The following is a 14,954-nucleotide window of genomic DNA, read 5'->3' as shown; positions in this document are numbered from 1 at the left end:
CCGTGCGAAGACGCCCTCTCCGGGCCGCTCGTGCCCAGCGGGCCCTAGCCGACCTCGGGGTCGCCCTTCGTGTACGTCAGCCGCTCCACGGCCCCGGGCTGGAAGTCGTCCTCGATCTTCTTGCCGTTGACGTAGAGCTGTATGGCGCCGGCGTCACCCAGGATGAGGTTGATCTTCGAGCTGTCCTGGAAGGTCTTGGACTCGCCCTTGTTCAGGAGCCCGTCGAACAGCATGCGGCCGTTGTGGTCCTTGGCCGAGATCCAGCTGCGCCCGCCCGCGGCGCTGACCCGGACGGTCACCTTGTCCTGGGGCGCGGCCGCGATGGCGCTGTCGGACGGGTCGGCCTTCTGGCCGGCGGGCTTGTCCTTCTTGGGCGTGGGCGAGGCGGCCTTGCTGATCGTGGGTGTGGCACCTTCGTGCGCCTGCGCCTTGGCGTCGTTGCCGGAGTCACCACCCTTGACGACCGTGAACCCGACGAAGCCGATCACCGCGACGATCGCGGCGACCATTGCGGCGGTCCAGTTCGGCCCACGCCGCTCGGGGCGGATACGTTCCGCCTCGAACAGCGGGGCGGCCGGGGTCGGGGCGGGGCGCCCGCCGTGCTCGGCGTCGAACTGGGCCAGCAGCGGGGCGGGGTCGAGGTGCACGGCCCTGGCCAGGGTCCGGATGTGCCCGCGGGCGTACACGTCGCCGCCGCAGGGTGCGAAGTTGTCCGCCTCGATGGCGTGCACGATGGCGATGCGGACCCGAGTGGCGCTGCTGACGTCGTCGACGGTGAGCCCGGCGGCGATGCGCGCCTGCCGCAGCGTACGGCCGATGGAGGTACGGGCTTCCTCGGAGACGTCGGAGAACGGACGCTCGTCTTCAGGAGAGTTGCCGATGGACACGGGGGCGCCTTTCGAGCGTGTAGCCACCTGTGCTGGAAGTTCAGTCTAGGGGGGGTGCAAAAGGGTGGGGCAACCGGGCGGTTGGGCTTTGTACGCCATCGGTATGGCCCGACATACCGACGACGGGCCAGGCACGAACCCCAGAATGGAGCCCGCACCTGTCCTCTCGCTCAACTTGACGTGCGACAAGGGGAAACGGTTGCCCGCCGCTCTCTAACAGGTGGATCACGACGAGGCAACCGTCCGGCTCCATCCCGGCCACCGGACGACCCGTGTCCCTTCGGGACCAATCCCTACCCCTCAGACTCCCCGCGTATCACCGCGAGCACGCCGTCCAGGTCATCGGGTTTCACAAGAACATCACGCGCCTTGGACCCCTCGCTCGGTCCCACGATGGCGCGCGACTCCATGAGGTCCATGAGCCGGCCGGCCTTGGCGAAACCGACGCGCAGCTTGCGCTGGAGCATGGACGTGGACCCGAACTGCGTGGAGACCACCAGCTCGGCGGCCTGGCACAGCAGGTCGAGGTCGTCGCCGATGTCCTCGTCGATCTCCTTCTTCTGCTTGGTGCCGACGGTGACGTCTTCCCGGAAGACGGGCGCCATCTGGTCCTTGCAGTGCTGGACGACGGCGGCGACCTCGTCCTCGGTCACGAACGCGCCCTGCATACGGGTCGGCTTGTTCGCCCCCATCGGCAGGAACAGGCCGTCGCCCTTGCCGATCAGCTTCTCGGCACCCGGCTGGTCGAGGATGACCCGCGAGTCGGCGAGCGAGGAGGTGGCGAAGGCGAGCCGGGAGGGCACGTTGGCCTTGATCAGGCCGGTGACGACGTCGACCGACGGGCGCTGCGTGGCGAGCACCAGATGGATACCGGCCGCGCGCGCGAGCTGTGTGATACGCACGATCGAGTCCTCGACGTCACGCGGCGCGACCATCATCAGGTCGGCCAGCTCGTCGACGATCACCAGCAGGTACGGGTACGGATGGAGCTCCCGCTCGCTGCCCTCCGGCGGCTTGGCCTTCCCCTCGCGCACGGCACGGTTGAAGTCGTCGATGTGCCGGTAGCCGTAGGCCGCCAGGTCGTCGTAGCGCAGGTCCATCTCGCGTACGACCCACTGGAGCGCCTCGGCGGCCCGCTTGGGGTTGGTGATGATCGGCGTGATGAGGTGCGGGATGCCCTCGTAGGCGGTCAGCTCCACCCGCTTGGGGTCGACCAGGATCATCCGGACGTCCTCGGGGGTCGCCCGGATCATGACCGAGGTGATCAGGCAGTTGATGCAGGACGACTTGCCGGAGCCGGTGGCGCCGGCGACCAGCATGTGCGGCATCTTCGCCAGCGAGTGCATGACGTAGCCGCCTTCGACGTCCTTGCCGAAGGCGACCAGCATGGGGTCGTCGTCCTCCGCGGACTCCGCGAGGCGCAGCACGTCGCCGAGGTTGACCATCTCCCGGTCGGTGTTGGGGATCTCGATGCCGACCGCGGACTTGCCGGGGATCGGGCTGATGATCCGGACGTCGGGGCTGGCGACGGCGTACGCGATGTTCTTGGTCAGTGCGGTGATCCGCTCGACCTTCACGGCGGGGCCGAGCTCGACCTCGTAGCGGGTGACCGTCGGGCCGCGGGTGAAGCCGGTGACGGCCGCGTCGACCTTGAACTCGGTGAAGACGTTGGTGAGCGAGGCGACGATCGCGTCGTTGGCGGCACTGCGTGACTTGCCGGGGCCGCCGCGGGTGAGCAGGTCGAGGGAGGGCAGCGCGTAGGTGATGTCGCCGGAGAGCTGGAGCTGCTCGGCGCGCGACGGCAGGTCCCGGGGCGCCTCGGGGGCCGACTTGGTGAGGTCGGGGACCGGGCCGGACGTGACCTTCTCCTGCTTCGGCCGTCCGGCCGGGGCCGGGACGGGCGGCGCGGTCCGCTCCGGAGCCGGCGTGGGGGCCGGTACGGGCGTCGGCGTCGTGTCCTCCCGGTCGCCGACGCTGACCCCCTGGGTGAGGTCGGCGACGATCCGCGAGGGCGGCATGCCGTGCAGGACGGCGCCGTCGAGGTCGGCCGCGGCGGCCGCGGCGATGTCCACGGCGTCCATGTGCCGGTCCATGGCGGGCTGCGGCACCGCCGAGCGCCTGGGGCGGCCCCGGCGCTTGGCGAGTGCCTCCTGCTCGGCGCTGTCGGGGTCGTACGCCTCGGGGGCGCTCCGGCGCCTTCGGGGGCGCGCGGGCATCGCCTCGCGCCACTGCTCCTCGTACCGCTGGTCGTCGTCGGTGAACTCGTCGAACTCGTCGTCGGCGAGGTCGGGCAGGAGCCCCAGGCGTACGCCGAGCGCGCGCAGCCGCTGCGGGATGGCGTTGACCGGGGTGGCGGTGACCACCAGCAACCCGAAGATCGTCAGCAGCACGAGCAGCGGTACGGCCAGGACGTCGGTCATGGCGTACGTCAGCGGCGTCGCCGCGCCCCAGCCGATGAGGCCGCCGGCGTCCCTTATGGCCTGCATGCCGTCGCTGCGGGCGGGCGAGCCGCAGGCGATGTGGACCTGGCCCAGCACGCCGATGACGAGCGCGGACAGGCCGATGACGATCCGGCCGTTGGCCTCCGGCTTCTCGGGGTGCCGGATGAACCGCACGGCGATGACCGCGAGCAGTATCGGCACCAGCAGGTCGAGGCGGCCGAAGGCACCGGTCACCAGGATCTCCACGAGATCCCCTACGGGGCCGCGCAGATCGGCCCAGGTGCCGGCGGCGACGATCAGTGCGATTCCGAGCAGCAGCAGCGCGATGCCGTCCTTGCGGTGGGCCGGGTCGAGGTTCCTCGCGCCCTGTCCTATGCCCCGGAAGACGGCGCCGACGGCGTGCGCGAGGCCGAGCCAGAGGGCGCGCACCAGCCGGTAGACGCCCCCGGTGGGGTTGGGGGCGGGTTTGGGCGCGGGCGCGGCTTTCTTCGCCGCGGCCTTCTTGGCGGGCGCCTTCTTCGCCGGAGCCTTCTTCGCGGCGGCCTTCTTCGCCGGAGCCTTCGCCGCAGCGGTCGCCTTCTTGGCGGGCTGCTTCTTGGCTGCGGAGGGACGTGAGGCCATGGATGTGAGGTTACCGGTGGAGACGACGGTGGACACGCGCGCCCAGAGCTTCACCCGTTCGTGTCGCCCTTGGGAGTGCACGGAACTGACGCCCGCTCATTCGCAAGTACGGCCGCCGCGGGCGTCAGTTCTGCGACGGCATCGGCGCGGCGCCGCCCGTACCCGGCTCCAGGGCGTCGAGTGCGCGGCGCAACCCCGTGAGTTTGCGTTCGAGATGGGCCGCGGTGGCCACCGCGGCGGCGTCCGCCGACTCGTCGTCAAGCTGCTTGGACAGGGCCTCGGCCTGCTCCTCGACCGCCGCGAGCCGGGCGGAGAGCTCGGCGAGGAGTCCGGCCGACTCCTTGCCACCGCCGACCGCGCCCTTGCCGTTGCCGCCCTCCAACTGGAGCCGCAACAGCGCCGCCTGCTCCCGCAGCTGGCAGTTCTTCATGTACAGCTCGACGAAGACGGAGACCTTCGCGCGCAGCACCCAGGGGTCGAACGGCTTGGAGATGTAGTCCACCGCGCCCGCCGCGTAGCCCCGGAAGGTGTGGTGCGGGCCGTGATTGATGGCGGTGAGGAAGATGATCGGGATGTCCCGGGTCCGCTCTCGCCGCTTGATGTGCGCCGCGGTTTCGAAACCGTCCATTCCCGGCATCTGGACGTCCAGCAGAATGACCGCGAAATCGTCCGTGAGTAGTGCTTTGAGCGCTTCCTCCCCGGAGGATGCCCGCACCAGCGTCTGATCGAGCGCAGAGAGGATGGCCTCCAGCGCCAGCAGATTCTCCGGCCGGTCATCGACCAGGAGGATCTTGGCCTTCTGCACCATGGCCCGCCCTCCTCGCCCCGGCGGTACACCGGGCGCCGCCCCAGGGGACGACTCCGTTTCGCCGCCCGTCCTTGTGCCGGTCATGGTAGCCGCACCCCGCCTGTCGCCACACCCTGTCACCGCGATGTCACTGTGCACATAGCAGAAACGCGGCGGGAGACCAGAAGGTTCCCCGATTCCCGCACTTCCACACCTACGCGGCCACCCTGCGTCAACAACTTCGCACACGCATCGCCGGTTCCCGGCACCTTCACCCGACTTTCACCCGGGCCCGCCGACACGGTCACTCAGCGCTCATGCGCCGCTCATGCGAGACCCGCCCGGCGCTCATTCCGCGCTCATCCACTGCTTCATCACCGCCAACAGGTGATCGGGGTCGACCGGCTTCGTCACATAGTCGGAAGCGCCCGACTCGATCGCCTTCTCCCGGTCGCCCTTCATCGCCTTGGCGGTCAGCGCCACGATCGGCAGCCCGGCGAACTGCGGCATCCGGCGGATCGCCGTGGTGGTCGCGTACCCGTCCATCTCGGGCATCATGATGTCCATCAGCACGACCGCCACGTCGTCGTGCTGCTCCAGGACCTCGATGCCCTCACGGCCGTTCTCCGCGTACAGCACGGACAGGCCGTGCTGCTCCAGGACGCTGGTGAGCGCGAAGACGTTACGGATGTCGTCGTCGACGATCAGCACCTTCTCCCCGCCGAACCGCACCGGCCGGTGCGACGGGTGCGCCGCCTCCTGCTGCTCGGCGACCGGCCAGAGGTCGGTGCGCAGCTCGTTCGTCGGAGCGCCCCGGCGACGTCGCCGGAAGAGCGCGGCGGGGCCGTTCTGGGTCTCCCGGTACGACTTCACCTCGGCCGGCGTCTCGATCTCCACGGGGGACAGCTCGGTGGAGTGGCCCTCCGAGGCGACCAGGTCGCCCGCCTCCAGCGCGGGCAGGGACTGCTGGTAGCCCTGTGGCGGCAGTTCGCTGGGGTGCAGCGGCAAATACAGCGTGAACGTCGAGCCGCGTCCCGGCTCGCTCTGCGCGTGGATCTCACCGCCGAGCAGCTGGGCGATCTCCCGCGAGATCGACAGCCCGAGGCCCGTACCGCCGTACTTGCGGCTGGTGGTGCCGTCCGCCTGCTTGAAGGCCTCGAAGATCACCCGCATCTTGCCGGCGGCGATGCCGATGCCGGTGTCGGTCACGGAGAACGCGATCAGCGGCGCGTCCGCGTCGGTCAGCGACCCGGCCTCCAGCAGCTGCTCCCGGATGCGCACCGGCACGTCCGATCCGGCCGGCCGGATCACCAGCTCGACCGAGCCGGAGTCGGTGAACTTCACCGCGTTGGACAGCAGGTTCCGCAGCACCTGGAGCAGCCGCTGCTCGTCCGTGTGCAGCGTGGCGGGCAGCTCCGGCGAGACCCGCACGGACAGGTCGAGGCCCTTCTCGGCGGTCAGCGGCCGGAAGGTGGCCTCCACGTAGTCCACGAGCTGGACCAGCGCGATACGCGTCGGGGAGACGTCCATCTTGCCCGCCTCGACCTTCGACAGGTCGAGGATGTCGTTGATCAGCTGGAGCAGGTCGGAGCCCGCCCCGTGGATGGTCTCGGCGAACTCGACCTGCTTCGGGGAGAGGTTGCCCTCGGCGTTGTCCGCGAGCAGCTTCGCCAGGATCAGCAGCGAGTTCAGCGGCGTACGCAGTTCGTGCGACATGTTGGCCAGGAACTCGCTCTTGTAGCGCATGGAGACCGCGAGCTGCTCGGCGCGCTCCTCCAGGACCTGCCGCGCCTCCTCGATCTCGGTGTTCTTCACCTCGATGTCGCGGTTCTGCTGGGCCAGCAGCTCGGCCTTCTCCTCCAGTTCGGCGTTGGAGGCCTGGAGCGCCTTCTGCCGCTGTTCCAATTCCTCCGAACGCAGCCTGAGTTGCTCGGTCAGCTCCTGCGACTGCCGCAGCAGCACCTCCGTCTTGGTGTTGACGGAGATGGTGTTGACGCTGGTCGCGATCATCTCGGCGAGCTGGTTGAGGAAGTCCTTCTGGATCTGCGTGAACGGCGTGAAGGACGCCAGCTCGATGACGCCGAGGACCGTGTTCTCGAACAGCACCGGCAGCACGACCACCTGTGCGGGCGGCGCCTCGCCGAGCCCCGAGGAGATCTTCAGGTAGCCGCTGGGGGCGTTCTCCACGATGATCGTGCGCCTCTCCTGGGCGGCCGTTCCGATCAGCCCCTCACCCGGCCGGAACGACGTCGGCATGGACCCCATCGAGTAGCCGTACGAACCCAGCATCCGCAGCTCGTACGCGTCCTCGCTCTCGGCGCTCATGTCCTTGCCGTCGACGAGTGGCATCGCGAGGAAGAACGCGCCGTGCTGCGCCGAGACCACCGGTGTCAGCTCGCTCATGATCAGCGAGGCCACGTCCTCCAGATCGCGGCGGCCCTGCATCAGCGCGGAGATACGGGCGAGGTTGCCCTTGAGCCAGTCCTGCTCCTTGTTGGCGATCGTGGTGTCGCGCAGGTTGGCGATCATCTTGTTGATGTAGTCCTGCAACTCCTGGATCTCGCCGGAGGCGTCGACGTCGATCTTCAGGTTCAGGTCGCCGCGGGTCACCGCGGTCGCCACGCGCGCGATGGCACGCACCTGCCGGGTCAGGTTCCCGGCCATCTCGTTCACGGACTCCGTCAGGTCCCGCCAGGTGCCGTCGACGTCACGCACACGCGCCTGACCGCCCAGCTGCCCCTCGGTACCCACCTCGCGGGCCACCCGGGTGACCTCCTCGGCGAAGCTGGACAGCTGGTCGACCATGGTGTTGATCGTCGTCTTGAGCTCGAGGATCTCGCCACGGGCGTCAATGTCGATCTTCTTGGTCAAGTCACCCTTGGCGATGGCGGTGGTGACCATGGCGATGTTGCGCACCTGGCCGGTCAGGTTGGACGCCATCTGGTTCACCGACTCGGTGAGGTCCTTCCACGTGCCGGCCACACCCGGCACGCGCGCCTGGCCGCCGAGGATGCCGTCCGTGCCCACCTCGCGGGCCACCTTGGTGACCTGGTCGGCGAACGAGCTCAGCGTCTTGACCATCGTGTTGATCGTGTCGGCGAGCTGCGCCACTTCACCGCTCGCCTCGATCGTGACCTGCCGGGTCAGGTCGCCGTTGGCGACCGCGGCCGACACCTGGGAGATGTTGCGCACCTGCATGGTCAGGTTGTTGGCCATCAGGTTGACGTTGTCGCTCAGGTCCTTCCAGATGCCCGTGACACCCGGCACGCGCGCCTGGCCGCCCAGAATGCCCTCCGTGCCCACCTCGCGGGCCACCCGGGTCACCTGCTCGGCGAAGCTGGACAGCTGGTCGACCATCGTGTTGACCGTCGTGACGAGCTCAAGGATCTCGCCCTTGGCGTCCACAGTGATCTTCTTCGACAGATCGCCCTTGGCGACCGCCGTGGTGACCTCGGCGATGTTGCGGACCTGGATGGTCAGGTTGTTCGCCATGAAGTTCACGGACTGCGTGAGGTCCTTCCAGGTGCCCGCGACCCCCTGGACCTCCGCCTGACCGCCGAGCATGCCCTCGGTGCCCACCTCGCGCGCGACACGCGTGACCTCCTGGGCGAACGACGACAGCTGGTCGACCATCGTGTTCAGCGTGTTCTTCAGCTCGAGGATCTCCCCGCGCGCGTCCACGGTGATCTTCTGCGACAGGTCACCCCGGGCCACCGCGGTCGCGACCTGCGCGATGTTGCGCACCTGGGCGGTGAGGTTGCCGGCCATGCCGTTCACCGAGTCGGTCAGGTCGCGCCACACACCGGCCACGCCGGGCACCTGCGCCTGACCGCCGAGGCGGCCGTCCGTACCCACCTCGCGGGCCACCTTGGTGACCTGGTCGGCGAAGGCGGAGAGCTGGTCGACCATCGTGTTGATGGTGTTCTTCAGCTCGAGGATCTCCCCGCGCGCGTCGACGTCGATCTTCTGCGACAGGTCACCCCGGGCCACCGCGGTCGTCACCTGGGCGATCTGCCGCACCTGCGAGGTGAGGTTGCCGGCCATGAAGTTGACGGAGTCCGTCAACTCCTTCCACGTACCCGACACGCCGTCCACACGCGCCTGTCCGCCCAGGCGGCCCTCCGTGCCCACGTCCCGCGCCATCCGCGTCACCTGGTCGGCGAAGCTCGACAGCTGGTCCACCATCGTGTTGACGGTGTTCTTCAGCTGGAGCATCTCGCCGGAGACGTCCACCGTGACCTTCTGCGAGAGGTCACCGTTGGCCACCGCCGTCGTCACCTGGGCGATGTTGCGCACCTGACCGGTGAGGTTGCGGAACGCCGTGTTGACGGAGTCCGTCAGGTCCTTCCACGTACCGGCCGCCCCCGGCACCTGCGCCTGACCGCCCAGCTCACCCTCGACACCGACCTCCCGCGCCACGCGGGTGACCTCGGCACCGAACGCCGACAACTGGTCGACCATCCCGTTGACGGTGTTCTTCAGCTCCAGCATCTCGCCGGCCACGTCGACCGTGACCTTCTGCGAGAGGTCACCGCTGGCCACCGCCGTCGTCACCGCCGCGATGTCCCTCACCTGTGTGGTCAGATTCCGGAACACGGTGTTGACGGAGTCCGTCAGGTCCTTCCAGGTGCCCGCCGCGCCCGGCACGTTCGCCTGGCCGCCGAGCTGCCCCTCGGCTCCGACCTCGTTGGCCACACGGGTGACCTCGTCGGCGAAGATCCGCAGCGTCTCGGTCATCTGGTTGATGGTCTCGGCGAGCTGCGCGACCTCGCCACGCGCCGGGACGGTCACCTTCTGCGACAGATCACCGTTGGCCACGGCCGTGGTGACCTGGGAGATCCCGCGCACCTGGGCGGTGAGGTTGCCGCCCATGGTGTTGACGGAGTCGGTGAGCTCCTTCCACACCCCGGCGACCCCGGGCACCTGCGCCTGGCCGCCCAGGATGCCCTCCGTGCCCACCTCACGGGCGACACGGGTCACCTCGGAGGAGAACGAGGACAGCTGCTCCACCATCGTGTTGACGGTGTTCTTCAGTTCCAGCATCTCGCCGGCCACATGCACGGTGACCTTGCGTGACAGATCACCCCGCGCGACCGCCGTGGTCACCAGCGCGATGTCACGCACCTGCGCGGTGAGCCGGTTCGCCATCGTGTTGACGGATTCCGTCAGGTCCTTCCACGAACCGGACATACCGCGCACCCGGGCCTGACCGCCCAGCTTGCCCTCGGTGCCCACCTCGCTGGCCACGCGCGTGACCTCGTCGGTGAACGTCGACAGCTGGTCGACCAGATTGTTGACGGTCCGCCCGACCTTCAGGAACTCGCCCCGCAGCGGATGCCCGGTCCCGTCCGGCGCCTGCGTCCTGAGCTCCATGCGCGGCGACAGATCGCCCTCCGCCACCGCGGTCAGGACCCGGCCGACCTCGGAAACCGGTCGTACGAGATCGTCGACGAGCGCGTTCGAGGCGTCGATGGCCGAGGCCCAGGAACCCTCGCAGGCGCCGGTCTCCAGCCGTTCCGTGAGTTTTCCCTCACGTCCGACCACACGCCGCACTCGCGACAGTTCACCCGTCAGGTGCAGATTCCGGTCGGCCACCTCGTTGAACACGGCCGCGATCTCCGACATCACGCCGTCCCCGGACACCGTGAGCCGCTTGCGGAAATTCCCGTCCCGCATGGCCACGAGAGCCACCAGCAGCCGGTCCAGGGCGGCGGTGTCCACCTGGGTGGTGCCGCCCCGCCGCCTGCTTTGGGACGGTCCGTTCTTCGCGCGCGTGTTCGTGCTCCGCGTCGCTGCGCCAGACTCCACTGTGTCCCTCCCGCAGGGATCGACCGTTACTGCTGTGCTCGGGTACTTCTGTTCGGCTACCGGTTACTCGTGCGTATTTCTGCCAGAAGAGATCCGCTCGCACCAGGGGCTGCTGCCCTCCGTACACGGAACGCACGCAGCCTGGACGGACCTTCACCAGAAGCTTGCCCAGTGTTTCACCCCGGCCGAACCAGGCCATAACAGTTCGGCAGCTTCGCACATCGTCCGCACACCTTGGGGGCGTAATCCCCGCCGACCGGCATCCTCACGGACCGCGAAGGTAAGTAACCTTGCATGCGGCTGTCCAGCCGCACCGGTCCGTCCGGCCTGGGCGGTGGCACGAGAACGAGCGGGCATCGGAGGGGCGGCCGCAGACCATGACCACCGGACTGATCCCGGGGGGACAGCCCCCGGACCCCCAGCCTACGGGCACGCGGATGCCGCACCAGCGGCACGAGCCGGACGGCACCGGATCCCTGCACGTCGACAACCGGTCGAGGAGTTCTGTGATCACCGCGCGCGCGGCCGCCAGCTTCGAACCCGTCGGACGATCGGTCGCGACCGCCCGGTCCTTCGTCCGTGACAGCCTCCAGGGCTGGGGCTTCGCCGACATCGTGGACGACGCGGTGGTCCTCACCAGCGAACTGGTGACCAACGCGGTCGTCCACGCGGGCACCGCCGCCGACGTGCTGTGCCTGCGCACCGAGGACGGCGTACGCATCGAGGTGGCCGACCGGTATCCCGAGCGCGAGGTGCCCCTCCAGGGCTCGGCCGCCACCATGGGCAGCCCCGACCGCGAGGGCGGTCGCGGACTACAGCTGTGCGCCGCCCTGGCCGCCCGCTGGGGCGTGGACTACACCCCCACCCACAAGAACGTCTGGTTCCAGCTCGACCTGCCCGAACGCCCGGTCGGCACCCGCGCCGCCGGCCCGTCCCTGCCCGCCGACCTCCTCCCGCTGGCCGACGGCCGGGTCCGCGTCGCGGTCGTCCAGATCGACCGCAAGGGCGCCGTCACGGCCTGGAACGAGGACGCCGAGGAACTCTTCGGCCACACCGCCGCCCAGGTCACAGGCAGGCCCCTGACCGACTTCGCGGCCTGGCCGCACACCCCGGGCACCGGCACCGGAATCGCCGAGGCGCTCCAGCTCTCCCGCTGGGAGGGCAGCTACGGCATCCGCGGCGCCGACGGCCGGGTGACGTCGGTGTACGCCTCCCACCTCCGGGTCCGCGACACCGCCGGCGAGCCTTCCACGGTCTGCCTCCTGGTGCGGGACCATGAGCGCGCCGTCCTCCAGACGCCGATGCGCCTGCCGTCCTCCGACCCGGCCCCGGCCGCCGACGGCCAGAGCACCGACCCCTTCGAGGTGTTCATCGGCTCCCCGGCGCCGGACGACCTCGACGGCCTCCTCCAGCGCACCGTCGAACGCGCCCGCGACATGCTCGACGGAGACGCGGCCTTCCTGCTGCTCGCGACCGACGACGAGACGGAGCTGGAGGTCCGCGCCTCGACCGGCCTGCCGTCCGCCCGCCAGCGCTTCGCCCGCGTCCCCGTCGAGGCGGGCCCCGGCCGCTACGGCTCGGCCCGCATGCCCGCCGTCCACGACGACCTCACCGCGGTCCACGGCGCCGTACCCCTCCTCAACGACACGGGTATGCGCTCGGTCGTCACCGTGCCGCTGAAGGTCGAGGGCCGCCTCACCGGATCCCTCGGCGTCGCGGCGGAGGCTCCGGGCAGATACTCCAACGAGGAGGCCCTGCGCCTCCAGTTCGCCGCCGACCGGATCGCCCTGGCCGTCGAATCGGCCCGCCTCGGCGAGCTGGAACGCCTGCGCCGCGGTTCGCTCAGCTTCCTCGTCGAGGCGTCCGACCTGCTCGCCGGCACCCTCGACCGCGACCAGACCCTCGCCCTGATGGCGCAGATGACGGTGCCGACCCTTGCCACCTGGTGCGCCGTCTACACCATCGCCGACCAGGCCTCCGAGCCGTACCTCTCGTACGTGCTGCACGAGGACGAGGAGCTCATCGACGGCATCAAGTCCCTGCTGTCGAAGGTCGCCCCGCCCGACCCGGTACCGACGCCGGGCGCCCGCGTCTGGTCGGCCCCCGGCGAGGTGGCACACCAGGCGGCCCTGCGCTCCTCGATGCGCAGCCTCGGCCTGACCGGCGTGCCCGCCTACCCGCTGTCCTCGAGCATCGGCCCCACGCTCGCCACGGCCTCCGCGGTCGGCGGCGAGACGGTCGTCCTGCCGCTGGTCGCCCGCAACCGCGTCATCGGCATGCTGACGCTGGGCAAACCCACCGACGAACACTTCCGCCAGGAGATCCTGGAACTGGCCGAGGACCTGTCCCGCAGGGCCGCCCTGGCCCTGGACAACGCCCGCCTGTACTCGGAGCGGACGGCCATCAGCCAGGCCCTCCAGCGCAGCCTCCTGCCGCCCGGCCAGCCGCAGATCAACGGCGTCGAGGTCGAGGTCATCTACCGCGCGGCCGGCGAGGGCAACGAGGTCGGCGGCGACTTCTACGACGTCTTCCCGATCAGCGACGGCGCGTACGGCTTCGCCATCGGCGACGTCTGCGGTACGGGCCCGAACGCCGCCGCGGTCACCGGCCTGGCCCGGCACGCGCTGCGCCTGCTGGCACGCGAGGGGCTGAGCGGCCCCGCGGTCCTCGAACGCCTGAACTCCGCCATCCTCGACGAGGGCGCCCGCAGCCGTTTCCTGACGCTCCTGTACGGCGAGTTGCGGCCACGGGAGGACGGCAGCGCCGAACTGAAGGTGGTGTGCGCCGGCCACCCGCTCCCCCTGCGCCTGCGCCAGGACGGCACGGTGGAGGCGGCGGCCGAGCCACAGCCGCTCCTCGGCGTCATCGAGGACCTGGAGCTGTACGAGGAGACGGTCGTCCTGGACCCGGGCGACGTCCTGCTGTGCGTCACGGACGGCGTCACGGAACGCCGTGAGGGCACCCGCATGCTGGGCGACGACGGCCTCGCGGAGGTCCTCACGACCTGCACGGGTCTCACCGCGGGAGCGGTGGCCGCCCGGATCATGCGCGCGGTGGAACGCTTCGCGTCCGACGCCCCGTCCGACGACATGGCGATCCTGGCGATGCGCGTTCCGGGTATCCAGACGGAGTAGGACATGAAAAGACCCCGCCCGAGTGGGCGGGGTCTTTTCTGGGTCCTTCTGCTGGAGCCCCCAAACGGAATCGAACCGTTGACCTTCTCCTTACCATGGAGACGCTCTGCCGACTGAGCTATAGGGGCCTGTCGCTTTCGAGGTTTCCCTCGCGGCAACGAAATAGATCGTACCCCGAACAGACCCGGGTTCCCAAACTCGTTCAGTGCACGCTCATCGCCCACTCAGAAAGCGGGCTGGAGCAGCCCTCCGAGGGCATTGCACGCGGACACGACCCGCTGCATCTCACGCCTCGTCAACGAAGCGTCCACGGGCAGCGCGAGCGTCTCGTCCGCGGCCCGTTCGGTCTCCGGCAGTGCCACGCAACGCCGGAACTCGGGCAGCCGGTGCACCGGCGTCTTCACGGGCACCCGGCACTCGATTCCCTTGGCCCGTATCGCCCTGGCGAAGGCGTCACGGTCCGGCCGCCCGTTGCCCGGCACCCGCACCACGTACTGCTGGTAGGTGTGTCCGTCGCCGCCGTCGGGCGTCCGCACGCCCCTGAGCTTGGCGTCGAGATAGGCGGCCCGCTCCCTGCGCTGGGCGACCTCGTCGTACGGCGCCTCGGACTCGCCCTGCTCCAGCACCAGCAGCCCGTGGCGCTGACCGATCGCGTGCAACCGGGCGATGTCCGCCCGCCGTCCGAAACGATGCACGACAACGACCGCCGCGGTACGAGGAGTTATGGCCGCCTCGACTGCCTCGGCGTCGAGGCAGTACGTCGCCGGATCTATGTCGGCGAACGCCGGAAGCGCACCGGCGAGGGTCACGGCTTCGGCTACCTCGACGTTCCCGAAGGCCGGCACGACGACCTCGTCACCGACTCCGACGCCGGCGGCCCTGAGCATTGCAGCAGTACCCATGAGATGGATGCTGGTTGCGGAACGTGAACTTCAAGTGACGCATAACAAAAAAGGGTTGGTCCCCGAACCGAAGTTCAGGGACCAACCCGTCAATATTTGTTCGGCGGTGTCCTACTCTCCCACAGGGTCCCCCCTGCAGTACCATCGGCGCTGTGAGGCTTAGCTTCCGGGTTCGGAATGTAACCGGGCGTTTCCCTCACGCTATGACCACCGAAACACTATGAAACAGACAACCGGACCACGTCGTGGCAACGTGGGGCTGTTCGTGGTTTCAGAACCAACACAGTGGACGCGAGCAACTGAGGACAAGCCCTCGGCCTATTAGTACCGGTCACCTCCACCAGTTACCTGGCTTCCAGATCCGGCCTATCAAC

The 14,954-nt window shown here is 69.4% G+C and carries 6 protein-coding genes, 1 tRNA gene and 1 rRNA gene; 1 reads left to right on the top strand and 7 read right to left on the bottom strand.

Features of this window, described 5'->3' with window-relative positions:
• Positions 1-44: 44 nt before the first annotated feature.
• The 4 genes from ABZ915_RS11435 to ABZ915_RS11420 form a co-directional block, all read right to left on the bottom strand.
• Positions 45-887 (bottom strand): RodZ domain-containing protein, encoded by an 843-nt coding sequence (locus tag ABZ915_RS11435; RefSeq protein WP_361799557.1) that lies wholly within the window; start codon positions 885-887, stop codon positions 45-47.
• Positions 888-1,180: 293 nt separating this feature from the next.
• The gene (locus tag ABZ915_RS11430) at positions 1,181-3,949 is read right to left on the bottom strand and encodes a DNA translocase FtsK (protein WP_361799554.1); all 2,769 of its coding nucleotides are present in this window, start codon (positions 3,947-3,949) and stop codon (positions 1,181-1,183) included.
• Positions 3,950-4,073: 124 nt separating this feature from the next.
• The gene (locus ABZ915_RS11425) at positions 4,074-4,757 is read right to left on the bottom strand and encodes a response regulator (protein ID WP_361799551.1); all 684 of its coding nucleotides are present in this window, start codon (positions 4,755-4,757) and stop codon (positions 4,074-4,076) included.
• Between the two features lie 327 nt (positions 4,758-5,084).
• Positions 5,085-10,544, bottom strand: coding sequence for a HAMP domain-containing protein (locus ABZ915_RS11420; RefSeq protein ID WP_361799548.1), 5,460 nt, complete (start codon positions 10,542-10,544; stop codon positions 5,085-5,087).
• Between the two features lie 377 nt (positions 10,545-10,921).
• Between ABZ915_RS11420 and ABZ915_RS11415 the strand changes: the two genes are divergently transcribed.
• On the top strand, positions 10,922-13,678 hold the full coding sequence (locus tag ABZ915_RS11415; protein ID WP_361799545.1) for a SpoIIE family protein phosphatase: 2,757 nt from the start codon (positions 10,922-10,924) through the stop codon (positions 13,676-13,678).
• Between the two features lie 52 nt (positions 13,679-13,730).
• Here ABZ915_RS11415 and ABZ915_RS11410 read toward each other — a convergent pair.
• The 3 genes from ABZ915_RS11410 to rrf form a co-directional block, all read right to left on the bottom strand.
• Positions 13,731-13,806: transfer RNA gene (locus ABZ915_RS11410), tRNA-Thr, on the bottom strand.
• Between the two features lie 96 nt (positions 13,807-13,902).
• Positions 13,903-14,565, bottom strand: a complete 663-nt coding sequence (locus ABZ915_RS11405) for a DegT/DnrJ/EryC1/StrS family aminotransferase (protein WP_361800961.1) — start codon at positions 14,563-14,565, stop codon at positions 13,903-13,905.
• A 113-nt stretch (positions 14,566-14,678) separates the two neighbouring features.
• Positions 14,679-14,795: ribosomal RNA gene (gene rrf / locus ABZ915_RS11400) — 5S ribosomal RNA — on the bottom strand.
• Positions 14,796-14,954 lie beyond the last annotated feature (159 nt).

The organism is Streptomyces sp. NPDC046915, assembly GCF_040644935.1.
In the GTDB taxonomy this organism is placed as follows: domain Bacteria; phylum Actinomycetota; class Actinomycetes; order Streptomycetales; family Streptomycetaceae; genus Streptomyces.
This window is presented reverse-complemented; position numbering and strand designations above follow the sequence as displayed.

Coding starts and splice junctions, on each gene's coding strand:
- ABZ915_RS11430 (WP_361799554.1), bottom strand. CDS start 3,949: ATGGCCTCACGTCCCTCCGCAGCCAAGAAGCAGCCCGCCAAGAAGGCG.
- ABZ915_RS11405 (WP_361800961.1), bottom strand. CDS start 14,565: ATGCTCAGGGCCGCCGGCGTCGGAGTCGGTGACGAGGTCGTCGTGCCG.
- ABZ915_RS11415 (WP_361799545.1), top strand. CDS start 10,922: ATGACCACCGGACTGATCCCGGGGGGACAGCCCCCGGACCCCCAGCCT.
- ABZ915_RS11425 (WP_361799551.1), bottom strand. CDS start 4,757: ATGGTGCAGAAGGCCAAGATCCTCCTGGTCGATGACCGGCCGGAGAAT.